This window comes from Oceaniglobus roseus (genome assembly GCF_002869745.1).
GTDB classification, from domain to species: Bacteria; Pseudomonadota; Alphaproteobacteria; order Rhodobacterales; family Rhodobacteraceae; genus Oceaniglobus; species Oceaniglobus roseus.
This window is the reverse complement of record NZ_PNOS01000009.1, coordinates 34,186-58,447: the sequence shown is the minus strand read 5'-3', so window position 1 is coordinate 58,447 and position 24,262 is coordinate 34,186. Positions and strand designations below refer to the sequence as shown.

The window sequence follows — 24,262 nt, the reverse complement described above, 5'->3', positions numbered from 1 at the left end:
GACGGGATGGATCTGGAACTGGGCGGAAAGAAGGTGCTGGTCACCGGCGGATCGAAGGGCATCGGGCTGGCGACGGCGCGGGCGTTCGGGGCCGAGGGCGCGGCGGTGACGCTGGTCGCGCGCAACGCCGAGGCGCTGGAGGCCGCGGCGGAGGGGCTGCGGGCCGAGGGGATCGCCGCCGACACGCTGGCGGCCGACCTGTCCACCGACACGGGCCGGGGGGCGCTGTTCTCGGCCGTGCCGGACGTCGATGTGCTGGTGAACAACGCCGGGGCGATCCGGTCGGGATCGCTCGCCGAGGTCTCGATGGAGGATTTCCACGAGGGCTGGGCGCTGAAGGTCTTCGGCTACATCCACCTCTGCAAGCTCTACGTCGCGCGGATGCGCGAGAAGCGGGCGGGCACCATCGTCAACATCATCGGCATGGGCGGGCGGGCGACGCGGCCCTCCTACATCATCGGCGCCGCCGGAAACGCGGCGCTGATCGGCTTCACCCAGGCGCTCGGCGCCGAGACGCCGGCGGACGGGGTGCGTGTGTTCGGCATCAACCCCTCGGCCACCCTGACCGACCGGATGGGGCGCAACTATCGCGGGCGTGCGGCGGAACAGCTGGGCGACGAGAGCCGCTGGCGCGAGCTGATCGACCCCGCCGCCTTCCCCTTCGGCCGCCCGAAGCGGCCCGAGGAGGTGGCGGCGATGGCCGTCATGCTGTCCTCGCCGAAAGTCCAGTACCTGTCGGGCACGGTCGTGGACATGGACGGCGGCGGGCGCTGGACGTGAGCGCGGCCGAGATGCGGCAGGAGCTGGCCGGGGGGCTGATCGTCGCCTCGCGGACGGGGGCGGTCGGCCACGTGCTGTTCAACCGGCCCGAGAAGCGCAACGCGATGTCGCTCGCCATGTGGCAGGGGCTGACGGATGCGCTGGCGCAGCTTGCGGCCGACGACGCGGTGCGCGTGGTGGTGCTGAGCGGCGCGGGCGACAGGGCCTTCGTCTCGGGCGCCGACATCTCGGAGTTCGAGTCGCAGCGCGCGTCGGAGGCGGCGATCGCCGATTACAACCGCGTGTCCGAGGGGGCGGACCGGGCGCTCTGGGCCTTCCCGAAACCGACGATCGCGATGATCCGCGGCTTCTGCGTGGGCGGCGGCATGGGGCTGGCGCTGGCCTGCGACATGCGCATCGCGGCCGAGGATGCGCGGCTTGGCATCACGGCGGCGCGGATGGGGCTTGGCTATGGCGTCGAGGGGATCCGGAAGCTGGTGGATCTGGTGGGCCCGTCGGTTGCGGCGGAGGTGATGTTCACCGCGTCGCTGTTCCCGGCGGCGGAGGCGCGGGCGATGGGGCTGGTGAACAGGGTCGTGCCGGTCGAGGCGCTGGCGGCCACGGTGGACGAGCTGGCCGGGCGCATCGCGGGCAACGCGCCGCTGACGGTGACGGCGGCGAAGGCGGCGATCCGTCCCGGGTCGGACGTTGCTGCGGTCGAGGCGCTGGTGAAGGCCTGCTATGACAGCGCGGACTATGCCGAGGGGCGGCGGGCGTTCATGGAGAAACGCGCGCCCGTGTTCCGCGGCGTCTGATCGGGCGCACTGCGCGGCGTTCCCGAGGGACCGCCGCGCGACAGGTATGATTCCGCGCTCACTCGGCGGCGGTGCCGATCTTGTCCTGCGTCTTCGTCTCGAAATCCGAGGCGTCGTGGCGCTCGTGCAGCTGCAGCTCGGGCTCGCCGAAGGCGCGGTTCACCATGCGGCCGCGCTGTACGGCGGGGCGGGCGTCGATCTTCTTCGCCCAGGCCATGACGTTCTTGTAGCTTTCGACGTCCAGGAACTCGGCCGCGGAATAGAGCCGCCCGAGCACCAGCTGGCCGTACCAGGGCCAGATCGCGATATCGGCGATGGTGTATTCGTCGCCCGCGATGAAGGGCCGCTCGGCCAGCTGGCGGTCGAGCACGTCGAGCTGCCGCTTCGCCTCCATGGTGAAGCGGTTGATCGGGTATTCCATCTTCTCCGGCGCGTAGGCGTAGAAGTGGCCGAAACCGCCGCCGAGATAGGGCGCGCTGCCCATCTGCCACATCAGCCAGGACAGCATCTCGGGCCGCTTCGCGGGGTCCGACGGCAGGAAGGCGCCGTGCTTCTCGGCGAGGTAGAGGAGGATCGCGCCGGATTCGAAGATCCGGGTCGGCGGCGTGGTGGAGTGGTCCATCAGCGCGGGGATCTTCGAGTTCGGGTTGACCTCGACGAAGCCGCTGCCGAACTGGTCGCCGTCGCCGATCTTGATCAGCCAGGCGTCGTACTCGGCCCCGGTCTTGCCGAGGGCCAGCAGCTCTTCCAGCATCACCGTCACCTTCACGCCGTTCGGCGTGGCCAGCGAGTAGAGCTGGAGCGGGTGCTTGCCGACCGGCAGCTCCTTGTCGTGGGTCGGCCCGGCGATGGGGCGGTTGGTCTTGGCGAACTGGCCGCCGTTCTCGGCGTCCCAGGTCCAGACCTTCGGGGGTTGGTAAGTCTCGGTGTCGCTCATGGCTTGGCCTTTCGGAAGGGTGTCTGTCGGCTCCCAACCTATACCCGACGCGCCGGTTTGCCAGTGCGCACCGGCGCAGGTTCGACTGTCACCCGGCGCACCGCGCCGGCAGCGGGAGCATCTTTCCCCATCCTTGCTTGCCCGGGCTCCGCCCGTTCCAAGCATCGGAAGTTTTTCTTTTGCAACGCCGCCGCCAGCGCCCATATCGGGGAAAAAGGAGCAGAGCCATGCACCATTCGATCCTCGATCTCGCCCCCGTCCCCGAAGGTCACGGCCCGGCGGAGGCCATCGCCAACTCGGTGGACCTTGCCCGTCACGCCGAGGGCTGGGGCTATCACCGCTACTGGCTGGCGGAGCATCACAACATGCCCGGGATCGCCAGCGCCGCGACCTCGGTGCTGATCGGCCACATCGCGGATGCGACGAAGACCATGCGCGTCGGCGCCGGGGGCATCATGCTGCCGAACCACGCGCCGATCGCCATTGCCGAGCAGTTCGGCACGCTGGCGACGATCCATCCCGGGCGGATCGACCTCGGGCTGGGCCGCGCGCCCGGCGGCGACATGGCGGTGGCGATGGCGTTCCGGCGGGGCCATGCCGCCGACACCTTCCCCCAGGACGTGGTCGACCTCATGGGCTTTCTCGGCGATCCGCGCGAGGGCGCGGCGGTGCGCGCCCATCCCGGCGAGGGCACCCATGTGCCGATCTGGATCCTCGGCTCCTCTCTCTACGGCGCGCAGCTTGCGGCGCACCTGGGCCTGCCCTACGCCTTCGCCTCGCATTTCGCGCCGGATGCGCTGGAAGAGGCCTTCGCGGTCTATCGCCAGACCTTCCGCCCCTCGGCGCAACTGACCAAACCTCACGCGATGCTGGCGGTGAACGTCTTCGCCGCCGACACGGATGCCGAGGGCGCGTATCTGCGTAGCTCGATGCAGCAGGCCTTCGCGCGGCTGCGGACGGGGCGGCCGGGGAAGCTGCCGCGCCCCGTGGAGGACATCGAGGCCGAACTCGGGCCTTCGCTGCTGAACGGCGTGAACCATGCGCTGCGGATCTCGGCGGTGGGGGCGCCGGGGACGGTCAGGAAGACGCTGGCGGGCTTCATCGACCGCTACGCGCCGGACGAGCTGATCCTGACCGGGCAGATCCACGACCATGCGGCGCGGCTGCGCAGCTTCGAGATCGCGGCGGAGGTGCTGCGCGACCTGCCTGAGGCCGCCGCCGCCTGAGACGACGGCCGGGCGCGATCATTCCGGTTGCGCCCGGGCGGCAAATGTCCTTCCCTCCCGACAGGGCGCAGGGAGGGACCGGATGCCACTGACCATGACTCGCGAGGTGTTCATCACCTGCGCCGTGACCGGCGCGGGGAGCACCCAGGACAAGAGCCCCCATGTCCCCCGCTCGCCGCAGCAGATCGCCGAGAGCGCCATCGCGGCGGCGAAGGCGGGGGCGGCCATCGTCCACTGCCATGTCCGCGACCCCGAGACCGGGGCGCCGTCGCGCGACCCGAAGCTCTACCGCGAGGTCACCGACCGGATCCGCGACAGCGACACCGACGTTGTGCTGAACCTGACCGCGGGGATGGGCGGCGACATCGTCTTCGGCGGGCCCGACGCGCCGCTGCCGGTGGCCAGGGGCACCGACATGGTCGGGGCGGAGGAGCGGGTGGCCCACATCGCCGAGTGCCTGCCCGAACTCTGCACGCTCGACTGCGGGACGATGAACTTCGCCGAGGCCGATTACGTGATGACGAATACGCCCGGCATGCTCCGGGCGATGGGAAAGGCGATGACCGAGCTCGGCGTGCAGGTCGAGATCGAGGCCTTCGACACCGGCCACCTCTGGTACGCCAAGCAGCTGATGGCCGACGGCATCCTGAAGGCCCCTGCCCTCGTCCAGCTCTGCATGGGGGTGCCCTGGGGGGCGCCGGACGATCTGAACACCTTCCTCGCCATGGTGAACAACATCCCCGACGACTGGACCTTCTCGGCCTTCGGCCTCGGGCGGCACCAGATGCCCTTCGTGGCCGCCTCGGTGCTGGCGGGCGGGCATGTGCGCGTCGGGCTGGAGGACAACCTGATGCTGGGGCGCGGGGTGCTGGCGACCAACGCGCAGCTTGTCGAGCGCGCGGTCTCCATCGTCGAGGGGCTGGGCGCGCGGGTGCTGACGCCTGCCGAGGTGCGCGGGAAGCTCTCGCTGACCAAGCGCGCGCCGGTGGGGGGCTGAGGCGCGTGCCGACGGTCCTGGTCTATGGCGACAGCAATTCCCACGGCACGCCGCCGATGGCCGAGCGGGGCGTCTGGACGCGGATGCCCTTCGCGCAGCGCTGGACCTCGGTCGCGGCGCGGGCGCTCGGGGCCGAGTGGGAGGTGATCGTCGAGGCGCTGCCGGGGCGGACGACGGTGCAGCCGGATCCCGTGGACGGGCCGCACAAGAACGGGATGCTGGCGCTGCGCGCGGTTCTGGAGAGCCATGCGCCGATCGACATCGTGGTGCTGATGCTGGGGACGAACGACCTGAAGATGCGCTTCAACCTTCCGGCGGTGGACATCGCCACCTCTGTCGGGCGGCTGGTGGAGGAGGTGCGCGCCTCGGGATGCGCGCGCGACGTGCTGATCGTCTGCCCCGCCCCGGTGCGCGAGACCGGCTGCCTTGCCGACGTCTACCAGGGGGCCGAGACGCGGGGCGCGGGCCTGTTCGTGCACATGATGCAGGAGGCGGCGCGGCGGGGCTGCGGCTTCGTCGATGCGGGGGCCCATGTGGCGGTCGATCCGCTGGACGGGGTGCACCTTGACGTCCGCTCCCACGCCGTGCTGGGTGCCGTGATGGCCGATGCGCTGCGCGACCGCTTCGCGCGGCTGGAGAAGGGAAGCCTGACATGATCCGCCCTGCCCTGGTCCTTGCGGCGCTGCTGGCGCTCGGCGCCTGCCGGTCCGAGCCCGAGGCGCCCGACCTGAGCCTGCCGGGCTATGACCCGCACCTCGTCGAGAACGCCAAGGCCGCCTGCGAGAAGCGGGAGGGCCGCTGGGGCAAGGGCGGCAAGGCCGGGTTCGTCTGCTACGAGGACACGCCGGACGCGGGCAGGAGCTGTTCCGCGGCAGACGACTGCTCGGGCCTCTGCCTCGCCCGCTCGCGCACCTGCGCGCCGGTGAAGCCGATCTTCGGCTGCACCGAGGTCCTGACCTCGCTCGGACAGGCGTCGACGCTGTGCATCGACTGATCCCGTTCCTGCTGGCGCTGGCCGCCTGTTCCTCGGAGATCCCGCTGCCGCCGGGCACGGTGCCGGTCTATCGCGACACCTCGGTGCCGATCTCGTCCATCGCGCTGTTCGATCCCGCCCGCTATGCCGGGACCTGGTACGAGGTGGCGCGGTTCCCGGTGGCCTTCGAGAAGGGCTGCGTCGGCACGACGGCGACCTATGCCCCCTTGCCGGACGGCGGGCTGTCGGTGGTGAACCTCTGCCGCGAGGGCGCGCTCGACGGGCCGGTGAAGCGGATCGAGGGGCGGGCCGAGGTGACTGGGCCGGGGCGGCTGACGGTGACGTTCGACCAGGTGCCGTTCCTCTCCTCGCCCTACTGGGTGCTCTGGGTCGATGAGGGGTATCGCACCGCGGTGGTGGGCGTGCCCTCGGGGCGGGCGGGGTGGATCCTGAACCGCGATCCGCAGATTCCGGCGGACCGGCTGGCGGCGGCGAAGGAGATCCTGGATTTCAACGGCTACGATGTCTCGAAGCTGATGACGGTGCCACAGGGGGCGCGATGACACGGACGGCGGCGGTGATCGGGGGCGGCGTGATCGGCGGCGGCTGGGCCGCGCGCTTCGCGCTGATGGGCTGGGACGTGCGGGTGTTCGACCCCGACCCCGAGGCCGAGCGGAAGCTGTCCGAGGTCATGGCCAACGCGCGGCGGTCGCTGCCGGGGCTGTCGGACGTGGCGCTGCCCGCGGAGGGGTCGGTGGTGCTGTGCGCCACGGTGGCCGAGGCGGTGGACGGTGCCGCCTGGGTGCAGGAGAGCGTGCCCGAACGGCTGGAGCTGAAGCACCGGGTGCTGGCCGAGGTGCAGGCGGCCTGTCCGGAAGGTGCGGTCATCGGCTCCTCGACCTCGGGCTTCAAGGCCTCGCAATTGCAGGAGGGCGCGGCGCGGCCGGGGCAGATCCTGGTCTGCCATCCGTTCAACCCGGTCTACCTGCTGCCGCTGGTCGAGGTGGTCGCCTTGCCCGCCAATCCGGCCGATATCGTGGCGGAGGCCGAGGCGGTGTTGCAGGGGATCGGCATGTATCCCCTGAGGGTCAGGGCCGAGATCGACGCCCATATCGCCGACCGCTTCCTGGAGGCCGTCTGGCGCGAGGCGCTGTGGCTGATCCGCGACGGCGTGGCGACGACGGCGGAGATCGACGAGGCGATCCGCATGGGCTTCGGCCTTCGCTGGGCCCAGATGGGGCTGTTCGAGACCTACCGCATCGCCGGCGGCGAGGCCGGGATGCGCCATTTCATCGAGCAGTTCGGGCCCTGCCTGTCCTGGCCCTGGACCAGGCTGATGGACGTGCCGGAGCTGACGGAGGAGCTGATCGACGCGGTGGCCGCGCAGTCGGACGAACAGTCGGGAATGCATTCGATCCGCGACCTGGAGCGGATCCGCGACACCAACCTCGTCGCGATGATGCGGGCGCTGAAGGCCCAGAACTGGGGCGCGGGCGCGGTGCTGAAGGCGCAGGACGCGCGCCTTGCGGGGGGGATGGGTGGAGACCACCCATCCTACGACGCCCCGGTGGAGACGCTGCGCCGGGCGGTGCCGCTCGACTGGACGGACTACAACGGCCACATGAACGAGGCGAAGTACCTCCAGGCCTTCGGCGACGCCACCGACCGGATGATGGAGATCGTCGGCTGCGACGCGGCCTACATCCGCTCGGGCGGCAGCTTCTTCACCGCCGAGACCCATATCCGTCACATCGGCGAGGTGCTGGCGGGGGCGGTGATCCGGGTCGAGACGCTGGTGCTGAAGGGAGAAGGCGCCAAGATGCACCTGTTCCACCGGATGTTCGAGGGCGAACGGCTGATCGCGACGGGCGAGCATTTCCTGCTGCATGTCTCGCTGGCCACGCGGCGGCCCACGCCGCCTTCGGAGGGGATCGCGGCGACGCTCTCGGCGATCGCGGCGGCCCATGCGGGGCTCGAGAGGCCCGAGGGGATCGGGCGCGCGGTCGGGCGAAGGTAAGCCCGGCCCGCGGGGTGCGGCGACGGTCGCGCGCGCAGGGCGGCGGCGCGGCGGTCGGGAGGTCGGACGCCTCCGGCGGGAGTATTCTCGGCAAAGAAGAAGCAGGGGGGTGCGGCGTGCGGCGGCCCCCTTCGCAGCGGTGTCGGGGCCCGGGCTGGACCGGGGCGGCGCGGCGTGGTCTAAGCGCAGGGCCGGAGACGACAGGAGGGACGCCATGGCCACGGGGACCAACATTCGCACCTATTTCGAGGGGCAGTGGCACGACGGGGACGTTCCGGTGATGCGGGCGGCGGACCACGGGGCCTGGCTCGGTTCCTCCGTGTTCGACGGCGCGCGCTACGTGCACGGGGTGGCGCCTGACCTCGACGCCCATTGCGCGCGGGTGAACCGCAGCGCGGCGGCGCTGATGCTGACGCCGACGGTCGAGACCGAGGACATGGTGGCGCTGGTCCGGGAAGGGCTGGCCGCCTATCCGAAGGACGCCGCCGTCTACATCCGGCCGATGTACTGGGAGGTTCGGAGCGGCTATGCGGCGATCGTGCCCTCGGGGCAGGCCACCGGCTTCTGCATCTGCCTGGAAGAGATCCCGATGCCGCCCGAGGACGCCACGGTGACGCTGGGGCTGACGCGGTTCCGCCGCCCGGTGCTGGAGAGCGCGGTGGTGAACGCCAAGGCCGGCTGCCTCTATCCGAACAACGCCCGGATGCTGGCCGAGGTGCGCGGGCGCGGCTTCGGCAACGCGCTGGTCGCCGACGCGCTTGGCAACGTGGCCGAGTCGGCGACGGCGAACGTGTTCATGGTGAAGGACGGCACGGTGTTCACGCCCGTCGCCAACGGCACCTTCCTGGCCGGGATCACCCGGGCGCGGCACATCGCGAACCTGCGCGCCGACGGCGTGGAAGTGGTCGAGACGGTGCTGTCCTTCGACGACTTCCGCGGCGCGGACGAGGTGTTCCTGACCGGCAACATGTCGAAGGTGACGCCGGTCACGGGGTTCGAGGACGTCTCCTACCAGGTCGGGCCGGTGACGCGGAAGGCGCGCGATCTCTACTGGGACTGGGCGCTGTCGGGGGCCTGAGCGGGCGGTTCTTGCCAGCCGCCTGCCGCTCGTCCATCATTGCCGCCAAGGGATCCCGGAGCCGAAGATGCGCAAGTTCCTCGTCGTCCTGGACGACAGCCGCGAGTGCCTGAACGCCATGCGCTTCGCCGCCATGCGGGCGGCGAAGACCGGCGGCGGCGTCGTGATCGTCGCGGTGATCCCGCCCGAGGAGTTCCAGCACTGGATCGGCGTCGGCGACATCATGCGCCAGGAGGCGCGGGAGCGGATCGTGGCGCATTTCGAGGTCTTCGCGAAGTGGATGCGCGACCGCCAGGGAATCGACCCCGAGCTGTCGATCCGCGAGGGCGAGGCGGTGCCGGAGATCCTGGCCCAGATCCGGGAAGATCCCGAGATCGGCGTGCTGGTCCTCGGGGCGAGCAACGACAAGGGCGGCCCAGGGCCCATCGTCACCCAGCTGTCGCGGGCGGCGGGGGGCCTTTCGGTGCCGATCACCATCGTGCCGGGCGAGCTCAGCAAGGAGCAGCTGGAGGCGGTGACGTGAGGGCGCGGGTCAGGCGCGGCGGCGCAGCATGCGCCACGCGCGCAGGTCGGCGATGGCCTTCGCGGTCGCGGCGGCGGTAAGCAGGCAGAGCGCGGCCTTCGAGAGCGTGCTCATGGTCCCCTCGATGAGCAGCGCGTGGACGAGCGCGCCCGTCACCGCGATGGCGATCAGTGCCGTATGGCCGAGGCGCCAGGTGCGGGGCGAGAGGCGGGCGCGCAGAGCTGCCAGCAGCGCGGCGGCGAAGACGGCCCACATGGCGAGGACACCCCAGGGGGTGAAGGGGGTCGGCGAGGCGAAGAGCAGCGCGTCGATCACGTCGGGCGGGCTGGTGACCCAGAGGCCCGCGACGTGGAGCAGGACGGCGAGGACCAGGGCCACACCCGTCCAGCGGTGCACGCGGCGGCCGCGCCGGGGCGGCAGGCCGGGAAGCAGCCCCGCGGCGAGCAGCGGCTGGAGCAGCATCAGCGCGAGCGCGACGACCCCCGCGAGGCCGGCGGCGATGTAGACCGGGCCGCGCCATTCGAGAAGCGGACTGGTCGCCGCGACGGCAAGCGGGATCGCGAGCGCGGCGGCAAGGGCAAGCCATGTCAGGACGGCCTTGGCGGGCGGCACGGGACTCAGGCGGGTTGCAGCACGAAATCGGCGTGCAGCGTGGTGTCCTTCGCGCTGCGCATCACCGGGCGCAGGAAGACCGTCGCGAAGTCGCCGCTGTCATAGGCGAGGTGGGCGTGGGGCTGACCGAAGGCGGGGACGATCTGCGGCATCTCCAGCCGGAAGGTGCCGTCGGCGGCGGTGAGGGTGGCGCCGTGGCTTTCCGGGTCGCGCTCGTGCCCTTCGACGGTGTGGGCCCAGACCTGGATGCGCTGGTTCGGCAGCGGCGCGCCGTCGCCCGCGCGCCGGACGGTGCCGGTCATCCAGAAGCCGCCATTGCCGATACGCTCGACGATGGGCGCGCCGGGGCGATAGTTGTTGGCGCCGCCGCGCATGGAGGGCGTGGGCGCGAGGCCCTGGGCCAGGGCGGGCAGGCGCAGGCCCAGGGCGCCGAGGGCCAGGGCGGCGCCGGCGGTGGCAATCAGGGTGCGGCGGGTCAGCAGTATCGGGGTCATGTCGGATCCTTCCGTTGCATCGGTCGTCGCGGCGCGGGGCGGCCGGGGGCGTGTCCCGCTTCAAGGTAGAGGCAATCGGACGGTCGGCGAAGCGGCCTTACGCTCTTGTGAAGAGCGCGTGGCCGTCGGCACGACCCGGGTCGGCCCCTTCGCGGCGGGCGGCGGGCCCAGTTTAGAACGGTTCCAGATCGTTGACATCGGGGCCCCGGGGGCGCATATCTGTGCCCTAACCGAAGGGGGCCCGCGATGTTCATCCAGACCGAATCCACGCCGAACCCGGCGACGCTGAAGTTCCTGCCCGGCCAGACCGTGCTGGAGGCCGGCACCGCCGACTTCCCCACGAAGGAGGCGGGCGAGAAATCTCCGCTGGCGCGGCGGCTGTTCGATGTCGAGGGCGTGAACGGCGTCTTCTTCGGCAACGACTTCGTCACCGTCACCAAGGACGAGGGCGTGGCCTGGGAGCACATCAAGCCCGCGCTGCTGGGCGCGATCATGGAGCATTTCCAGTCCGGTGCGCCGGTGATGGAAGGCGAGGCCGCCGCCAACAGCGGCCATGCCGAGCACGACGGGCCGGACCAGGCCATCGTCGGCCAGATCAAGGAACTGCTGGACACGCGGGTCCGCCCGGCGGTGGCCCAGGACGGCGGCGACATCACCTTCCACGGCTTCGACCGCGGCATCGTCTACCTGCACATGCAGGGCGCCTGCGCGGGCTGCCCGTCCTCGACCCTGACGCTGAAGATGGGGATCGAGAACCTGCTGCGTCACTACATTCCCGAGGTGATCGAGGTACGGCCCGTCGCGGCCTGATCCGCCGCGCAATGCCCCCTGCCCCGCTGATCCTTGCCTTCGACACGTCGGCCGCGCATTGCGCGGCCGCTCTGCTGTCGGGCGACCGGCTGCTGGCCGCGCGGCACGAGGAGATGGCGAAAGGCCAGGCCGAGCGGCTGATGCCGCTGCTGGAGGAACTTCTGGCCGAGGGGGGCGCCGGGTGGCGCGATCTGGCGCGGATCGGCGTCGGGATCGGTCCGGGCAACTTCACCGGCATCCGCATCGCCGTTCCGGCGGCGCGGGGGCTGGCGCTGGCGCTCTCGGTGCCCGCCGTGGGGGTTTCGGGGCTGGAGGCGCAGGCCTTCGGGACGGAGGGCGTCGTCGTTTCGAGCCTCGACGGGCGGCGCGGGGCGCTGCATGTGCAGGTCTTCGGCACGGGGGCTTCGGAGCCTCTGGCCTGCACGCTGGAGACGTTGCCCGAGGTCGCCGGGCGGCCGGTCTGCATCGGCCATGGCGCGGACGAGATCGCCGCGGCGCTTGGCGGGACGGTGGCGGAACCGCGCTTCGGGCTGGCCGAGGCGATGGCGCGGATCGCCGCGGTGCGCACGCCGGTCGGGCGCCCTGCCCCGCTCTACCTGCGCGGCGCCGATGCCGCCCCCCCGCGCGAGGCGCCGCCCGCGATCCTGCCGTGACCCCCCTGAGCCCCGAGGCGCTGGCCCGCCTCCACGCCGCCGCGATGGAGAGCCGGGGCTGGAGCGCGGCGGAGTTCGCCGCGCTGCTGGCGCAGCGGGGTGTCTTCGTGACGGGCGACTCCCGCTGTTTCGCCCTCGGCCGGGTGGTGGTGGACGAGGCGGAACTGCTGATGCTCGCGACCGATCCCGCCCACCGTCGGCAGGGGCTGGGGCGCGCGACGCTCGCCGCCTTCCACGAGGAGGCGCGGGCGCGGGACGCGGCGACGGCCTTCCTGGAGGTGGACGAGGCGAACCGCGCCGCCCGGGCGCTCTATGCCGCCGCCGGCTATGCCGAGACCGGGCGGCGGCGCGGCTATTACCGGCATGACGGCGGCCCGGCGACGGACGCGCTGACCATGGCGTTGCGGCTCGCCTGAAGGCGGCTGCCCGGTTCTGTTTCGTGACACCACGTCATGCGCTCAAAAGCCCGGCATCCTCCCGTCCGACCGGCGGTTTTCCCCGAAAAACCAGTTGACCCCCTCGGGCCGCTGCGGCCTTATCCGGGGTGACGGAGCACTCCGCGACCAAGACCCGGGCCTTCCGCCACCGCGCGCGGCCCCAAAACCCGATAAACTCTGGGAGACCTCAATGACCCTTCTGCAGAAATTCCTCGGCGCCTCCGCGGCCCTGGCCCTGTCGGCCGGCGCGGCCCTGGCCGAGCCGGGCCTGATCATCGACCTCGGCGGCAAGTTCGACAAGTCCTTCAACGAATCCGCCTACAACGGCGCGCAGCAGTGGGTGAAGGACACCGGCGGCGAATACATGGAGACCGAGCTGTCCTCGGAAGCGCAGCGCGAGCAGACCATGCGCCGCATGGCCGAGCGCGGGGCGAACCCGATCGTGGTGCTGGGCTTCGCCAACGCCTCGACGCTCGAGAAGGTCGCGCCGGATTACCCGGACACCAAGTTCGCCATCGTCGACATGGTGGTGGACCAGCCGAACGTGCAGTCGATCGTCTTCACCGAGCACACGGGATCCTACCTCGTCGGCATGATCGCGGCGATGGCGTCGAAGACCGGCACCGTGTCCTTCGTCGGCGGCATGGACGTGCCGCTGATCCGCAAGTTCGCCTGCGGCTATGCCCAGGGCGCCAAGGCGGTGAACCCGGACATCAAGGTGATCGAGAACATGACCGGCACCACGCCCGCGGCCTGGAACGACCCGGTGAAGGGCGCCGAGCTGACGAAGGCGCAGATCAGCCAGGGCTCCGACGTGGTCTTCGCCGCGGCGGGCGGCACCGGCGTCGGCGTGCTGCAGGCCGCGGCGGACGAGGGCGTGATGTCGATCGGCGTGGATTCGAACCAGAACTACATGCACCCCGGCTCGGTCCTGACCTCGATGGTCAAGCGCGTGGACAACGCCGTCTACACCGTCTTCAACACCGGCGCCGAGGGCGACCTGCCCACCGGCGTGGTCACGATGGGGCTGGACAACGACGGCGTCGGCTATGCCGTGGACGACAACAACAAGGACCTCATCACCGAGGAGATGAAGACCAAGGTCGAGGAGGCCAAGGCCAAGATCATCTCGGGCGAGATCGAGGTACACGACTACACCACCGACGACAGCTGCCCGGTGATGTGATCCTTCGGGTTCGCATGACACCGACCCTGGGGGGGGCGGCCCGACGCGGCCGCCCCCGTGGCTTGGACGGTACCGGGGGCACGCGCATGGCCGACCATCTGACGGATTTCTTCCGCGCCTGGGGCGAGAGCGACCCCGACGCACAGGGCAAGGCGCTGCGCGCGGCGCTGGCGCCGGGTTTCACCTATGTCGATCCGCGCGTCCCGGGGCCGATCGCGACCGAGGGCGAACTGCTCGACTATGTCGCGGCCTTCACCTCCGGCGCCCCCGGATGGCAGGCCCGGGTGCTGCGCCATGACGCGCACCACGGATTTCACAGGCTTCTCGTCGGCTTCGGCGAGGGCGAGACGATACAGATGCACGGCACATATTTCGCACGGCTCGACGATCTCGGCCGGATCGAGACCCTTGCGGGCTTTCGCGGCGACGGAGCGGCGGCATGAGCGCAGACGCAGGCACGCCCGCCATCGAGCTCAAGGGCATCTCGAAGGCCTTCGGCCCGGTGCAGGCCAACAAGGACATCTCGATCCGCGTGATGCCCGGCACGATCCACGGCATCATCGGCGAGAACGGCGCGGGCAAGTCGACGCTGATGTCGATCCTCTACGGCTTCTACAAGGCCGACGCGGGCGAGATCCTGATCGGCGGCAGGCCGACCCCGATCCCCGACAGCCAGGCCGCCATCGCCGCCGGGATCGGCATGGTGTTCCAGCACTTCAAGCTGGTCGAGAACTTCTCGGTGCTGGAGAACGTGGTGCTGGGGGCCGAGTCCGGCGCGCGGCTTACTCCTTCGCTGTCCAAGGCGCGGAAATTGCTGACGGATCTGGCGAAGGAATACGAGCTGAACGTGGACCCCGACGCGCTGATCCAGGACCTGGGCGTGGGCATGCAGCAGCGGGTGGAGATCCTGAAGGCGCTCTACCGCCAGGCCGACATCCTGATCCTGGACGAGCCGACCGGCGTACTGACCCCCGCCGAGGCCGACCACCTGTTCCGCATCCTCGAAGGGCTGAAGGCGCAGGGCAAGACGATCATCCTCATCACCCACAAGCTGCGCGAGATCATGGAGATCACCGACACCGTATCCGTCATGCGCCGGGGCGAGATGACGGCGACGGTGAAGACCGCCGAGACCTCGCCCGAGGAACTGGCCGAGCTGATGGTGGGCCGAAAGGTGCTGCTGCGCGTCGACAAGACGCCCGCGCAGCCGGGCAAGACCGTGCTGGAGGTCGAGAACCTGCGCGTCACCGACGACAAGGGGGTGGAGCGGCTGAAGTCCGTCTCGCTTTCCGTGCGGGCGGGCGAGATCCTGGGGATCGCCGGGGTGGCCGGGAACGGTCAGTCGGAACTGCTCGAGGTGCTGGGCGGCGTGCGCCCGGCCACGGGCACGGTCCGGATGAACGGCACCCCGCTGGACCTGGAGGGCGCACGGTCGGACGCGCGGACGCGGCGCGAGCAGGGCATCGCCCACGTCCCCGAGGACCGGCACCGCGAGGGGCTGATCCTGGACTTCCATGCCTGGGAGAACGTCGGGTTCGGCTATCACCACGACCCGAAGTACAACCGCGGCTGGCTGATGGACAACGACGCGCTGCGCCGCGACACCGAGGCGAAGATCGCCCGCTTCGACGTGCGCCCCGCCAACTGCTGGCTGACGGCGAAGAACTTCTCGGGCGGCAACCAGCAGAAGATCGTCATCGCCCGCGAGCTGGAGCGCAATCCCGACCTGCTGCTGGTCGGTCAGCCGACGCGGGGCGTGGACATCGGCGCGATCGAGTTCATCCACCAGCAGATCGTCGCCCTGCGCGATGCGGGCAAGGCGGTGCTGCTGGTGTCGGTGGAGCTGGACGAGATCATGTCCCTGTCGGACCGCATCGCGGTGATGTTCGACGGCAAGATCATGGGCGAACGGCTGCCATCGGAAACCAACGAGCGGGAGCTGGGGCTGCTGATGGCGGGGATCACCGACACGGACAGGGCCCATTCGGCGGAGGAGGTCGAGGCGAACCTGGCAAAGTCTGTGGGAAGGAGAGTGCAATGAACAGCAACGACTCCATGCAATTAGAACTGGAACGCCTGCGGGCGGAGAACGACAATCTGAAGCGCAGGTCCCCGGGTTCCGGAGAATTCGACTCCAGTTTCAGCCGTCTCATGGAGATGGTTGCGATGCAGTCCGAGAGAGAACTCGTATGGGCCCGGCGCGAGCATGCATTCGCCAAGATGACCCGTCATTGGTTGCCGCCTCTGTTCGTTCTGATTCCAGTCTTCGTGGGGTTGCTTCTGGGCGGTTCCCTTGTGCTTCTGGGGCGGTAGATGAGATGGGGAACGCCGTGAGGGATACCCTATGAACCTGCCGAAATGGGCCGACGTGGTCCTGATCCCGCTGATCAACCTGCTGCTGGCGCTTTTCGTCTCGGGCCTCGTCGTGCTGCTGATCGGCGAGGATCCGGTCAATGCCATGAAGATCATGGTGAACGGTGCCGTGGGGTCGACCTATGGCTGGGGCTATACGCTGTTCTACGCCACGAACTTCATCTTCACCGGCCTTGCCGTGGCCGTCGCCTTCCACGCGCGGCTGTTCAACATCGGCGGCGAGGGGCAGGCCCAGCTCGGCTCCCTCGGCGTCGCGCTGGTGTGCCTCGCCCTGCCCTGGCCGCACTGGACGCTGGCGCTTCCGGCGGCGATGGTGGGCGGCGCGCTGTTCGGGGCGGCCTGGGCAGCGATTCCCGCATATCTGCAAGCCAGGCGCGGCTCTCACATCGTCATCACCACCATAATGTTCAATTTCATCGCCTCGGCGCTGCTGGTCTACCTTCTGGTCGGCGCGCTGAAGGCCCCGGGCATGGCCCCGGAAAGCGCCCGGTTCCCCGAAGGGACCTTCCTGCCGAACGCGCGCGACGTCTTCGCCATGGTGGGCATCCCCTTCGCCCGCTCGCCGCTGAACATCTCCTTCCTCGTCGGGCTGATCGGCTGCTTCCTCGTCTGGCTGCTGCTCTGGCGCTCGCGCCTCGGCTACGAGATCCGGGCCTACGGCCATTCCGAACCGGCCGCGAAATACGCCGGCATCGCGCCGTTCCGCATCATCATGATCACCATGCTGATCTCGGGCGGGCTGTCGGGGCTCATGGCGATCAACGCGGTGATGGGCGAACAGCAGCGGCTGTTGCAGGACAACGTGCTGGGCGCGGGCTTCGTCGGCATCGCCGTGGCGCTGATGGGTCGGTCGCACCCCGTGGGCGTGCTGCTGGCCGCGATCCTGTTCGGCGCGCTCTACCAGGGCGGCGCCGAGCTGGAGTTCGAGACCTCGGTGCCGCGCGAGATGGTGCTGGTGATCCAGGCGCTGGTGATCCTGTTCACCGGAGCCCTCGACAACATGGTGCGCGGGCCGGTGACGACTGCCTTCCTGCGCTACGGACGCCGCAGGCCGCGCGCCGAGCCCGCGGAGTAGGCCCATGGATTTCCTGACCCTGATCCAGATCCTCGATTCCACCGTGCGCCTCGCCACGCCGCTGCTGCTCGCCTGCCTCGCCGGGCTGTTCAGTGAGCGCGCCGGGGTGTTCGACATCGGGCTGGAGGCCAAGATGCTGGCCGCGGCCTTCTTCTCGGCCGCCGTCGCGGCGATCACCGGGGACGTGTGGCTGGGGCTGCTGGCCGGGATCGTCTCGTCGCTGATCTTCGCGCTGATCCACGGCATCGCCTCGATCACCTTCCGTGGCGACCAGCTGATTTCCGGGGTGGCGCTGAACTTCCTCGCCTCCGGCATGACCGTGCTGATCGCGCGGGACTGGTTCAACGAGGGCGGGCGCACCCCCGCGCTGGACGGCGCCGCGCGGTTCCAGAACATCACCCTGCCCTTCGCCGACAGCGTCGCGGGCGTGCCGGTGCTGGGGCCGATCTATTCCGAGCTGATCTCGGGCCACACGATCCTCGTCTACGTCGCGCTGCTGATGGTGCCGCTGACCTGGTACATCCTCTATCGCACCCGCTTCGGGCTGCGCCTGCGCGCCGTGGGCGAGAATCCGGGCGCGGTGGACACCGCCGGGATCTCGGTCGTGCGGCTGCGCTATGCGGCGGTGCTGATCGCGGGGGTGCTCTGCGGGCTGGCGGGCGCGTACCTCGCCACCGGCCTGGCAGCCGGCTTCACCCAGAACATGACGGCCGGGCGCGGGTACATCGCGCTGGCGGCGCTGATCTTCGCCAAGTGGCGGCCCTGGTACGCGCTTGGCGCGACGATGCTGTTCGGGCTGCTCGACGCCATCGGCAACCGCTACCAGAGCCTGGAGCTGCTGGGTGTGCCGATCCCGACCCAGTTCATGCAGGCCCTGCCCTATATCCTGACGGTGGTGATCCTGGCCGGGTTCGTCGGCAAGGCGGTGCCCCCAAGGGCGGGCGGCGAGGCCTACGTGAAGGAGCGGTGATCCGCCTTTTGTCCGATAAGTGCAAATTCCAGCCCCTTCGAGCAGGCGAAGGTCCCGCGCGATATCGTGAAAAGACAAGTGCGGGTCCGTCCTTCGAGGCGGGCGGAGAGATGAAAACAGGCTGACGCGCGGCGCGGCGGGAGGAGACAGACCATGACCGACACATGCGAGACGCTTGTCGCGCAGATCCACGAGCGCGCGGGCCCGGCAAAGGTGCGCTTCGGCCTGATCCTCGGCTCCGGGCTCGGGCACCTGGCGGACCGGGTCTCGGGGGTGGCGATCGACTATGCCGATCTGCCGGGATTCCCCCATGCGGGCGTCTCCGGTCACAACCCGAAGCTCGTGATCGGCGATCTCGAGGGCGTCCGCGTCGCCGTCTTCGGCGGCCGCGCCCATTACTACGAATCCGGCCGGGCCGATGCCATGCGCCTGCCGCTGGAGGTGCTGAAGGGCCTTGGCGCCGAGGCGGTGATCGCCACCAACGCCGCCGGATCGCTCCAGCACGACATGCCCACGGGCAGCCTGATGCTGCTGGCCGACCACATCAACTTCTCCGGCCTGAACCCGCTGATCGGCGAAAGGACCGACGCCCGCTTCGTGCCCATGGTCGACGCCTACGATCCCGACCTGAACGCCGCCCTTCTGGACGCCGCGGCGGAAGAGAACGTGACCCTCGACCAGGGCGTCTATGCCTGGTACTCCGGCCCCTCGTTCGAGACCCCGGCCGAGATCAACGCGATCCGCATCCTCGGCGCCGATGCCGTGGGCATGTCGACGGTGCCCGAGGTGATCCTGGCGCGGTTCCTCGGGCTGAAGGCCGCCGCCATCTCGACCATCACCAACATGGCCGCGGGCATGAGCGACGAGCGCATCAGCCACGAGCACACGAAGGAAATGGCGCCCATCGGGGCGGCAAAGCTGGAAAAGGTGTTGCGCGCCTTCCTCCGCAGCCGCTGAGACGCAGATTTCCGCACCGCGGCACTGGAAATGCCGCTGCCGCGGTGCTTTGATCGGGGCAACTCCGGGCGAACGGACAGCCATGCAGATCTACCTCCCCATCGCCGAGGTTTCGGTCAACGCCTTCCTGCTGCTCGGTATCGGCGGGCTTGTCGGGGTGCTGTCGGGGATGTTCGGGGTCGGCGGCGGGTTCCTGATCACGCCGCTGCTGTTCTTCATCGGCATCCCCCCCGCCGTGGCCGTGGCGACCTCGGCCAACCAGATCGTCGCCTCGTCCTTCTCCGCACTGCTTGCTCACCTCAAGCGGCGGACCGTGGACATCCGCATGGGCACGGTGCTGCTGGTCGGCGGCCTGATCGGCTCGCTGATCGGGGTGCAGCTGTTCAACCTGCTCCGGAAGCTCGGCCAGGTCGATCTGCTGGTCAGCCTCTGCTACGTCGTGTTCCTGGGCGTGATCGGCGCGCTGATGTTCATCGAGTCGGTGAACGCGATCCGCAAGAGCCGCCGGGGCGGGCCGGTCACCCGCAAGCGGCACAACTGGATCCACGCCCTGCCGCTGAAGATTAAGTTCCGCAAGTCCGGCCTTTACATCTCGGTGATCCCGCCGCTCGTGGTGGGGATCTTCGTCGGCGTGCTGGCGGCGGTGATGGGCGTCGGCGGCGGCTTCATCATGGTGCCGGCGATGATCTACCTGCTCGGGATGCCGACCAAGGTGGTGATCGGCACCTCGCTGTTCCAGATCATCTTCGTGACCGCGGCCACGACGCTGATGCACGCGACCACGAACTATACCGTCGACATCATGCTTGGGCTCCTGCTGATCGTCGGCGGTGTGATCGGGGCGCAGATCGGCACCCGGATCGGGCTGATGATGAAGGCCGAGCAGCTGCGCATCCTGCTGGCGAGCCTCGTGCTGCTGGTCTGCGGCAAGCTCGCCTACGACCTCCTGGCGCGCCCGGCCGAGCTTTATTCCCTCACCCCGGTGATCCTGTGATCCTGCGCGCGCTCCTCCTGCTCGTGGCCTGGGCACTGCCCGCCACGGCGGAGGAGGAGGTGCTGGCGGGCCTCAGCCAGAGCCGGATCTCGATCACCGCCGATTTCGACGGGACCGAGCTTCTGATCTTCGGCACGGTCAAGCGCGATGCGCCTGGCGACCCGGAGGCGATGACGGGGATCGTCGTCACCGTGTCGGGCCCCGCGCAGAAGGTGACGGTGCGCCGGAAGGAGCGGTTCGCGGGCATCTGGATCAACCGCGCGGCGGTCGAGGTGGACCGCGCCCCGAGCTTCTATGCCATCGCCACCTCGGCCCCGATCCGCGACATCCTGAGCTGGACCGAGGACCTGCGCCACGCCGTCAGCATCCCCCGCGCCATCCGCTCGGTCGGGGCCCCGTCGGAGGTGCAGGATTCCGAGGCCTTCACCGAGGCCCTGGTGAGGATCCGCACCGGCAACGACCTGTATCAGGACCGCGACAGCACGGTGGAGCTGGTGCAGGACACGCTGTTCAGCACCTCGGTGGTGCTGCCGGCGAACCTGGTCGAGGGCAACTATACCGTGCGCATCCTCCTGACCCGCGACCGCCAGGTGGTGACGAGCTTCGACACGGTGATCTTCGTCCAGAAGGTCGGGCTCGAGCGCTTCCTCTACACCCTCGCCCACGAACAGCCGCTGTTCTACGGCCTGCTGTCCCTCCTGCTCGCCGTCGCCGCCGGCTGGGGCGCCTCCGAGGCCTTCCGCTACATCCGCAGCTGACAGGGCCCGGTTCGCCGGAAAAGCCTTTCCCGCTGCCGATCCTTGCTTTCCTGAATATCCCGGGGGTCTTGCCGAAGCTTGCCTCCGGCAAGACGGCAAAGCCCCGGTCCCGCACTCTCCGCCAATGCCGAGACCCGAACGACACGACCCACCGCCCGGCCGGCCCCACCCGCCCGAAATCAGATCTCGTCCTCGCCGTCCAGCGTCAGGGGCCGCGCTGGCACCACCAGGTCGTCCACCCCCAAGGGCTCGGTCGGCCGGGCGAGGCGGTTCCTCACCACCCAGAACAGCCGCTCTTCGGCGCGGGTGATCGCGACATAGGCGAGGCGCTTCCAGAGGGCGATGCCCGCCTCGGTCCGTCCCGCCCGCGCGGCGGCATAGAGGTCGGGGGCGAAGACCTGCACGTCGCGCCACTGCGAGCCCTGCGCCTTGTGGATCGTCACCGCCGCGCCATGCAGGAAGGTCGCGCCCATGCGGGCGGCGAAGGGGATGAAGGGCTCCTCCTCGTCCGGCATCTCGATCTTCACGATCGAGGCGGCCGAGACCTGCGGATCCTCCGCCCCGATTACGTGCAGCCGCGAGAAGCCGGGCTTGCGGCCGTCGCCGAGGAAGATCACCTGCGCCCCCTTGATCAGGCCCCGCGCCTCCAGGTCGATCCGCTTCTTGCGGTGCTTCAGCGGCAGTTCGATCCCGTCGCAGATCAGCGGCTCGCCCGGCAACAGCGCGTCCGCGGGCGCGTCATAGGCGGCGCGGAAGGCGTGGATCAGGCGGATGCGGGTGGCGTTCCTCCAGACCAGTACGGGCGAGCGCGCCATCATCGACGCCTCGACCCGCCCCGCCATCACCACGCGCGGGTCGGAGGCGGCGGCGTCCTCGACCATCCGCTCGAACCGCTCGAAGGTCAGCGCGTCGTCGGCCAGCGCATGGGCAAGGTCGAGGATCGGGTTGTCGAGGTCCTGGCGGTGGATGCGGTTCAGCGTCAGCCGGTTCCGGTCCTCGAAACTGTCGAAGACCATGCTGCCGGACTGGTTTACCGGGGCCAGCTGGGCCGGGTCGCCGAACAGCAGCAGCGTCGGGAAGATCTCCTGCAGGTCCTCGAACTGGCGGGTGTCGAGCATCGAGGATTCGTCGACGAGCCCGATGTCGAGCGGTTCCTCCCGGCGCTTCCAGCCGGTGATGAAGTCGCTGCCCCGGAGGCCCGCGGTCGCGAGCGCGCCGGGAACCGACTTGTTGGTCTGGTAGAAGGCCAGCGCGCGGTCGAGGGCGGCGTCGGACAGCCCCTCGACCACCGGCCGCTCGCCGTTCCCCGCCAGCCACTCGGCGACCTTCTCGTACTCGGGGTCGTAGACGGGGGTGTAGAGGATGCGGTGGATCGTGGTCGCGGGCACGCCGCGGTTTCTCAGCACCGAGGCCGCCTTGTTGGTGGGGGCGAGGATCGCCAGCGTGCGGCGGTCCTTCCTCTTGCGGCTCTCGTAATCGCCCGAGACGACGTCGACCCCCGCCTCCTCCATCGCCTTGTAGAGACGCGCCAGCAGCAGCGTCTTGCCCGAGCCGGCCTTGCCGGTGATCGCCAGCACGCTCGACCTGCCCTCGGTCATCGGCCGCAGGGTGTCGTTCTCGATGTCCACGCCCGCGCCGCGCAACAGGTCGGCGACGCGGTCGAAGGCCTGGGCCTGGTCCTCGGACAGCGGCAGGGCGGCGGTGGTGGCGGGCAGGGTCGTGGACATGGGCGGACCATAGGGCCCGCCCGCGCCGATGCCCAGATGCCTCAGGCCGCGCGGGGCAGTTTCCGCGGCCCGAACGCGCGGCGGCACCAGTGCTCCGACAGCTCGCCCGAGACCCCGGCGCGGCGCAGCAGCACCGGGCGGACCGCGGGCGTCACGCTCCAGAGCCCCGCGCAGATCGCATGGCGCCCCTCGCCCTCCTGCCCCTGCACCGCCGGCGACCAGCCGATGCGGCCATAGACGCGCAGCATCCGGGCGTCGAACACGCCGACGAGGTGGCTCAGCCCGTGGTGCAACCCGAACTCGAGCGCGCCGAGCAGGATCGCGGCCGAGACATGGGCCGGGGCGCCGGGCGACAGGCAGAAGCGGGTGCACTCCCAGATCCCCGGGTCGGACGGCGGCGTGGCGAGGTGGGCGAAGTGATCGGCCAGCATCGTGCGCCCGGTGGTCGGCAGGCAACGCATGGAGCCGCCATGACGGCCATCGGACCGCTCCCAGAGGATGTAGAGCGGGTCGAGCGGGTCGTACTGGTCGCGCTCGAAGCCCGCGGCATCCACGGGCACCTCCCAGCGCAGACGGTCGCGGAACTGCCGCGCGCGGTCGGCGAACATGCTGTCGCGCAGGTTCGGATAGGTGTGAAGGTCTGTGCCGGTCATGTATCGGATCATCCGCAAGCCCCTTTGCGTTCTGCAACGGGACAGGCTTGAACCGGGCGCGGTTAAGGGAACGCTGACCGGGCGCGCGGTCGTTAGAATGCTTGGCAAATAGGGCGACGCGTGCAAGGCGGGTCTCCGTTCCCGCTGCCTTTCGCGCTGTCCGGCGTGGCTCAGGCCGCAGTCGGCGCGCCGGAGCGCCGGCGCTGCCCTCGCCCGCGGAGCGCCGGGGAGAGGGGTCGGGGGAGAGGGTCTCCTCTCCCCCGCCGCCGCTAGAACACCAGCAGCCCCTGGGTCAGGGCCAGGGCGACGGCATGGACGGTGTTGGCCGCGCCGAGCTTCAGGCGGGCGCTTTCGATGTAGACGCGCAGGGTGTGCTCGGAAATCGACATGGTTTCGGCCGCCTGGGCGCGGCTCTGGCCCGCGGCAAGCAGGGTCAGCGCCTCCGCCTCGCGCGGCGAAAGCTTCTTCGCATTCACCATGTCGCTGCCGAGTTCGATCTCGAGAGCCCTCTGGTTCAGGAAATGCGCGAGCAGCAGCAGGTCTTCGAGATGGCTGTCGCAGTAGGTCTTCCAGGCGTCGTCGCTGGCGCGGTGGCTTGCCGTGAACAGGGCGAACTGGCCGGCCGGTCCGCGGATCGGCACGGAAAAGCCCTGGTTGCCGACACCCGAGGAGATGGCCGCGCCCATGAAACTGCGGGCGGGTTTCGGCGTCCAGTCCAGGTTCTTCCAGTCGACGGGGTGGAAGCGGCGAAGGCAGCCCTGCACCACGGGGTCGAGCCGGGCATAGTCGCAGCCGAAATACTCGTCCGCCCAGGCCGTACTGTACGTGGTCGCCGCGTAGGCTTCGCCATTGGCGTTCAGGGTGTGATAGGACAGGTGTTCGACATCGAAGACGTCCCGCAGCGTCTGGATCTGGTTGCCCAGCTCCTCACGAGTCGTCGCCGACTGCAAACTCTCGAGGAAGCGTTCTCGGTTGGGACGCATACACACCGACAAGGGCCAGGGCCCGGTTCTCACGCGACGTGATCTCGAACCGCGCCACCGCTGCCGCCCGGTCGAGCTGCACGGCAAGCGCGGAAAGATCGTTCCTGGTGGCGAAGGTCTTCAGGTCTGCCAGGACGTCGAGTATCCACTCATCCGCCATCTCGAAATCTCCCTTCCAAACGTTAACCAATGGTTAATACAACCCTACCATGGAGGGCGGGACAGGCGATATTCGCGGATTTCAACTCCCCTAAA

At 69.8% G+C, this 24,262-nt stretch carries 29 protein-coding genes; 22 read left to right on the top strand and 7 right to left on the bottom strand.

Going from position 1 to position 24,262, the window contains the following annotated elements; genetic code table 11:
* Positions 1–6 precede the first annotated feature (6 nt).
* Entirely contained in the window at positions 7–780 is a 774-nt protein-coding gene (locus A7B20_RS06555) for a short-chain dehydrogenase/reductase (protein WP_102107760.1), read from the top strand.
* Positions 777–1,574, top strand: a complete 798-nt coding sequence (locus tag A7B20_RS06550; protein WP_245866637.1) for an enoyl-CoA hydratase — start codon at positions 777–779, stop codon at positions 1,572–1,574. The genes A7B20_RS06555 and A7B20_RS06550 overlap by 4 nt, the downstream gene beginning before the upstream one ends.
* Positions 1,575–1,632: 58 nt before the next feature.
* On the opposite strand, the gene yghU is transcribed toward A7B20_RS06550, so the two are convergent.
* Positions 1,633–2,511 carry a glutathione-dependent disulfide-bond oxidoreductase gene (yghU, locus tag A7B20_RS06545; RefSeq protein ID WP_102107759.1) on the bottom strand — a complete coding sequence of 293 codons (879 nt, stop codon included), beginning with the start codon at positions 2,509–2,511 and terminating at the stop codon, positions 1,633–1,635.
* 227 nt (positions 2,512–2,738) lie between these two features.
* Here yghU and A7B20_RS06540 point away from each other — a divergent pair, with 227 nt between their 5' ends.
* The 8 genes from A7B20_RS06540 to A7B20_RS06505 all read left to right on the top strand — a co-directional run bounded on the left by A7B20_RS06540 (position 2,739) and on the right by A7B20_RS06505 (position 9,325).
* Positions 2,739–3,737 (top strand): LLM class flavin-dependent oxidoreductase, encoded by a 999-nt coding sequence (locus A7B20_RS06540; RefSeq protein ID WP_102107758.1) that lies wholly within the window; start codon positions 2,739–2,741, stop codon positions 3,735–3,737.
* Positions 3,738–3,819: 82 nt separating this feature from the next.
* Entirely contained in the window at positions 3,820–4,734 is a 915-nt protein-coding gene (gene bcoG, locus A7B20_RS06535) for a 3-dehydrocarnitine:acetyl-CoA trimethylamine transferase BcoG (protein ID WP_102107757.1), read from the top strand.
* A gap of 5 nt (positions 4,735–4,739) precedes the next feature.
* The gene (locus tag A7B20_RS06530) at positions 4,740–5,390 is read left to right on the top strand and encodes an SGNH/GDSL hydrolase family protein (RefSeq protein WP_102107756.1); all 651 of its coding nucleotides are present in this window, start codon (positions 4,740–4,742) and stop codon (positions 5,388–5,390) included.
* On the top strand, positions 5,387–5,728 hold the full coding sequence (locus A7B20_RS06525) for a hypothetical protein (RefSeq protein ID WP_245866635.1): 342 nt from the start codon (positions 5,387–5,389) through the stop codon (positions 5,726–5,728). Before A7B20_RS06530 ends, A7B20_RS06525 begins: the two co-directional genes overlap by 4 nt.
* Positions 5,716–6,270 (top strand): lipocalin family protein, encoded by a 555-nt coding sequence (locus A7B20_RS06520; RefSeq protein WP_245866633.1) that lies wholly within the window; start codon positions 5,716–5,718, stop codon positions 6,268–6,270. Before A7B20_RS06525 ends, A7B20_RS06520 begins: the two co-directional genes overlap by 13 nt.
* Positions 6,267–7,724, top strand: coding sequence for a carnitine 3-dehydrogenase (locus tag A7B20_RS06515; protein WP_102107755.1), 1,458 nt, complete (start codon positions 6,267–6,269; stop codon positions 7,722–7,724). The genes A7B20_RS06520 and A7B20_RS06515 overlap by 4 nt, the downstream gene beginning before the upstream one ends.
* Positions 7,725–7,938: 214 nt before the next feature.
* Positions 7,939–8,802 (top strand): branched-chain amino acid aminotransferase, encoded by an 864-nt coding sequence (locus A7B20_RS06510; protein WP_102107754.1) that lies wholly within the window; start codon positions 7,939–7,941, stop codon positions 8,800–8,802.
* Between the two features lie 67 nt (positions 8,803–8,869).
* Positions 8,870–9,325, top strand: a complete 456-nt coding sequence (locus A7B20_RS06505) for a universal stress protein (RefSeq protein WP_102107753.1) — start codon at positions 8,870–8,872, stop codon at positions 9,323–9,325.
* 9 nt (positions 9,326–9,334) lie between these two features.
* Here the strand turns inward: A7B20_RS06505 and A7B20_RS06500 are convergent, their stop codons facing one another.
* Both A7B20_RS06500 and A7B20_RS06495 read right to left on the bottom strand, forming a co-directional pair.
* Positions 9,335–9,937, bottom strand: a complete 603-nt coding sequence (locus A7B20_RS06500; RefSeq protein WP_102107752.1) for a ferric reductase-like transmembrane domain-containing protein — start codon at positions 9,935–9,937, stop codon at positions 9,335–9,337.
* A gap of 5 nt (positions 9,938–9,942) precedes the next feature.
* Entirely contained in the window at positions 9,943–10,431 is a 489-nt protein-coding gene (locus A7B20_RS06495; protein WP_102107751.1) for a twin-arginine translocation pathway signal, read from the bottom strand.
* 246 nt (positions 10,432–10,677) lie between these two features.
* On the opposite strand from A7B20_RS06495, the gene A7B20_RS06490 reads away from it, so the two are divergent.
* The 12 genes from A7B20_RS06490 (at position 10,678) to A7B20_RS06435 (ending at position 20,644) form a co-directional block, all read left to right on the top strand.
* Entirely contained in the window at positions 10,678–11,241 is a 564-nt protein-coding gene (locus A7B20_RS06490) for a NifU family protein (protein WP_102107750.1), read from the top strand.
* 11 nt (positions 11,242–11,252) lie between these two features.
* On the top strand, positions 11,253–11,894 hold the full coding sequence (gene tsaB, locus A7B20_RS06485) for a tRNA (adenosine(37)-N6)-threonylcarbamoyltransferase complex dimerization subunit type 1 TsaB (protein ID WP_102107749.1): 642 nt from the start codon (positions 11,253–11,255) through the stop codon (positions 11,892–11,894).
* Positions 11,891–12,310 carry a GNAT family N-acetyltransferase gene (locus tag A7B20_RS06480; RefSeq protein ID WP_425437126.1) on the top strand — a complete coding sequence of 140 codons (420 nt, stop codon included), beginning with the start codon at positions 11,891–11,893 and terminating at the stop codon, positions 12,308–12,310. Before tsaB ends, A7B20_RS06480 begins: the two co-directional genes overlap by 4 nt.
* A 211-nt stretch (positions 12,311–12,521) precedes the next feature.
* Positions 12,522–13,517, top strand: coding sequence for a BMP family lipoprotein (locus A7B20_RS06475; protein WP_102107748.1), 996 nt, complete (start codon positions 12,522–12,524; stop codon positions 13,515–13,517).
* A gap of 86 nt (positions 13,518–13,603) precedes the next feature.
* Positions 13,604–13,960 (top strand): nuclear transport factor 2 family protein, encoded by a 357-nt coding sequence (locus A7B20_RS06470; protein ID WP_102107747.1) that lies wholly within the window; start codon positions 13,604–13,606, stop codon positions 13,958–13,960.
* Positions 13,957–15,558 carry an ABC transporter ATP-binding protein gene (locus A7B20_RS06465; protein ID WP_102107746.1) on the top strand — a complete coding sequence of 534 codons (1,602 nt, stop codon included), beginning with the start codon at positions 13,957–13,959 and terminating at the stop codon, positions 15,556–15,558. Before A7B20_RS06470 ends, A7B20_RS06465 begins: the two co-directional genes overlap by 4 nt.
* Positions 15,555–15,830 carry a hypothetical protein gene (locus tag A7B20_RS06460; RefSeq protein WP_102107745.1) on the top strand — a complete coding sequence of 92 codons (276 nt, stop codon included), beginning with the start codon at positions 15,555–15,557 and terminating at the stop codon, positions 15,828–15,830. Before A7B20_RS06465 ends, A7B20_RS06460 begins: the two co-directional genes overlap by 4 nt.
* Positions 15,831–15,861: 31 nt before the next feature.
* Complete coding sequence (locus A7B20_RS06455) at positions 15,862–16,965, top strand: ABC transporter permease (protein ID WP_102107744.1); 1,104 nt, start codon at positions 15,862–15,864, stop codon at positions 16,963–16,965.
* A gap of 4 nt (positions 16,966–16,969) precedes the next feature.
* A complete protein-coding gene (locus A7B20_RS06450) occupies positions 16,970–17,935 on the top strand; it encodes an ABC transporter permease (RefSeq protein ID WP_102107743.1) in 966 nt (321 codons plus the stop codon).
* 153 nt (positions 17,936–18,088) lie between these two features.
* Complete coding sequence (locus A7B20_RS06445) at positions 18,089–18,892, top strand: purine-nucleoside phosphorylase (RefSeq protein ID WP_102107742.1); 804 nt, start codon at positions 18,089–18,091, stop codon at positions 18,890–18,892.
* Positions 18,893–18,974: 82 nt separating this feature from the next.
* On the top strand, positions 18,975–19,886 hold the full coding sequence (locus A7B20_RS06440) for a sulfite exporter TauE/SafE family protein (protein WP_102107741.1): 912 nt from the start codon (positions 18,975–18,977) through the stop codon (positions 19,884–19,886).
* Positions 19,883–20,644 (top strand): TIGR02186 family protein, encoded by a 762-nt coding sequence (locus tag A7B20_RS06435; RefSeq protein ID WP_342747228.1) that lies wholly within the window; start codon positions 19,883–19,885, stop codon positions 20,642–20,644. Before A7B20_RS06440 ends, A7B20_RS06435 begins: the two co-directional genes overlap by 4 nt.
* Positions 20,645–20,823: 179 nt before the next feature.
* Here the strand turns inward: A7B20_RS06435 and A7B20_RS06430 are convergent, their stop codons facing one another.
* The 4 genes from A7B20_RS06430 to A7B20_RS06415 form a co-directional block, all read right to left on the bottom strand.
* Entirely contained in the window at positions 20,824–22,371 is a 1,548-nt protein-coding gene (locus A7B20_RS06430; protein WP_102107807.1) for an ATP-dependent DNA helicase, read from the bottom strand.
* A 41-nt stretch (positions 22,372–22,412) separates the two neighbouring features.
* Complete coding sequence (locus A7B20_RS06425) at positions 22,413–23,024, bottom strand: acyl-homoserine-lactone synthase (RefSeq protein WP_342747227.1); 612 nt, start codon at positions 23,022–23,024, stop codon at positions 22,413–22,415.
* A gap of 269 nt (positions 23,025–23,293) precedes the next feature.
* Positions 23,294–23,974, bottom strand: a complete 681-nt coding sequence (locus tag A7B20_RS06420) for a helix-turn-helix transcriptional regulator (RefSeq protein ID WP_245866630.1) — start codon at positions 23,972–23,974, stop codon at positions 23,294–23,296.
* Positions 23,952–24,167, bottom strand: a complete 216-nt coding sequence (locus A7B20_RS06415; protein WP_102107738.1) for a hypothetical protein — start codon at positions 24,165–24,167, stop codon at positions 23,952–23,954. Before A7B20_RS06415 ends, A7B20_RS06420 begins: the two co-directional genes overlap by 23 nt.
* Positions 24,168–24,262 lie beyond the last annotated feature (95 nt).

What these genes read in the sequence shown, in the direction of transcription:
- A7B20_RS06555 (WP_102107760.1), top strand. Translation starts at nt 7, where the DNA reads ATGGATCTGGAACTGGGCGGAAAGAAGGTGCTGGTCACCGGCGGATCG.
- yghU (WP_102107759.1), bottom strand. Translation starts at nt 2,511, where the DNA reads ATGAGCGACACCGAGACTTACCAACCCCCGAAGGTCTGGACCTGGGAC.
- A7B20_RS06540 (WP_102107758.1), top strand. Translation starts at nt 2,739, where the DNA reads ATGCACCATTCGATCCTCGATCTCGCCCCCGTCCCCGAAGGTCACGGC.
- bcoG (WP_102107757.1), top strand. Translation starts at nt 3,820, where the DNA reads ATGCCACTGACCATGACTCGCGAGGTGTTCATCACCTGCGCCGTGACC.
- A7B20_RS06525 (WP_245866635.1), top strand. Translation starts at nt 5,387, where the DNA reads ATGATCCGCCCTGCCCTGGTCCTTGCGGCGCTGCTGGCGCTCGGCGCC.
- A7B20_RS06515 (WP_102107755.1), top strand. Translation starts at nt 6,267, where the DNA reads ATGACACGGACGGCGGCGGTGATCGGGGGCGGCGTGATCGGCGGCGGC.
- A7B20_RS06510 (WP_102107754.1), top strand. Translation starts at nt 7,939, where the DNA reads ATGGCCACGGGGACCAACATTCGCACCTATTTCGAGGGGCAGTGGCAC.
- A7B20_RS06505 (WP_102107753.1), top strand. Translation starts at nt 8,870, where the DNA reads ATGCGCAAGTTCCTCGTCGTCCTGGACGACAGCCGCGAGTGCCTGAAC.
- A7B20_RS06495 (WP_102107751.1), bottom strand. Translation starts at nt 10,431, where the DNA reads ATGACCCCGATACTGCTGACCCGCCGCACCCTGATTGCCACCGCCGGC.
- A7B20_RS06490 (WP_102107750.1), top strand. Translation starts at nt 10,678, where the DNA reads ATGTTCATCCAGACCGAATCCACGCCGAACCCGGCGACGCTGAAGTTC.
- tsaB (WP_102107749.1), top strand. Translation starts at nt 11,253, where the DNA reads ATGCCCCCTGCCCCGCTGATCCTTGCCTTCGACACGTCGGCCGCGCAT.
- A7B20_RS06475 (WP_102107748.1), top strand. Translation starts at nt 12,522, where the DNA reads ATGACCCTTCTGCAGAAATTCCTCGGCGCCTCCGCGGCCCTGGCCCTG.
- A7B20_RS06470 (WP_102107747.1), top strand. Translation starts at nt 13,604, where the DNA reads ATGGCCGACCATCTGACGGATTTCTTCCGCGCCTGGGGCGAGAGCGAC.
- A7B20_RS06465 (WP_102107746.1), top strand. Translation starts at nt 13,957, where the DNA reads ATGAGCGCAGACGCAGGCACGCCCGCCATCGAGCTCAAGGGCATCTCG.
- A7B20_RS06460 (WP_102107745.1), top strand. Translation starts at nt 15,555, where the DNA reads ATGAACAGCAACGACTCCATGCAATTAGAACTGGAACGCCTGCGGGCG.
- A7B20_RS06455 (WP_102107744.1), top strand. Translation starts at nt 15,862, where the DNA reads ATGAACCTGCCGAAATGGGCCGACGTGGTCCTGATCCCGCTGATCAAC.
- A7B20_RS06450 (WP_102107743.1), top strand. Translation starts at nt 16,970, where the DNA reads ATGGATTTCCTGACCCTGATCCAGATCCTCGATTCCACCGTGCGCCTC.
- A7B20_RS06445 (WP_102107742.1), top strand. Translation starts at nt 18,089, where the DNA reads ATGACCGACACATGCGAGACGCTTGTCGCGCAGATCCACGAGCGCGCG.
- A7B20_RS06440 (WP_102107741.1), top strand. Translation starts at nt 18,975, where the DNA reads ATGCAGATCTACCTCCCCATCGCCGAGGTTTCGGTCAACGCCTTCCTG.
- A7B20_RS06430 (WP_102107807.1), bottom strand. Translation starts at nt 22,371, where the DNA reads ATGTCCACGACCCTGCCCGCCACCACCGCCGCCCTGCCGCTGTCCGAG.
- A7B20_RS06425 (WP_342747227.1), bottom strand. Translation starts at nt 23,024, where the DNA reads ATGACCGGCACAGACCTTCACACCTATCCGAACCTGCGCGACAGCATG.
- A7B20_RS06415 (WP_102107738.1), bottom strand. Translation starts at nt 24,167, where the DNA reads ATGGCGGATGAGTGGATACTCGACGTCCTGGCAGACCTGAAGACCTTC.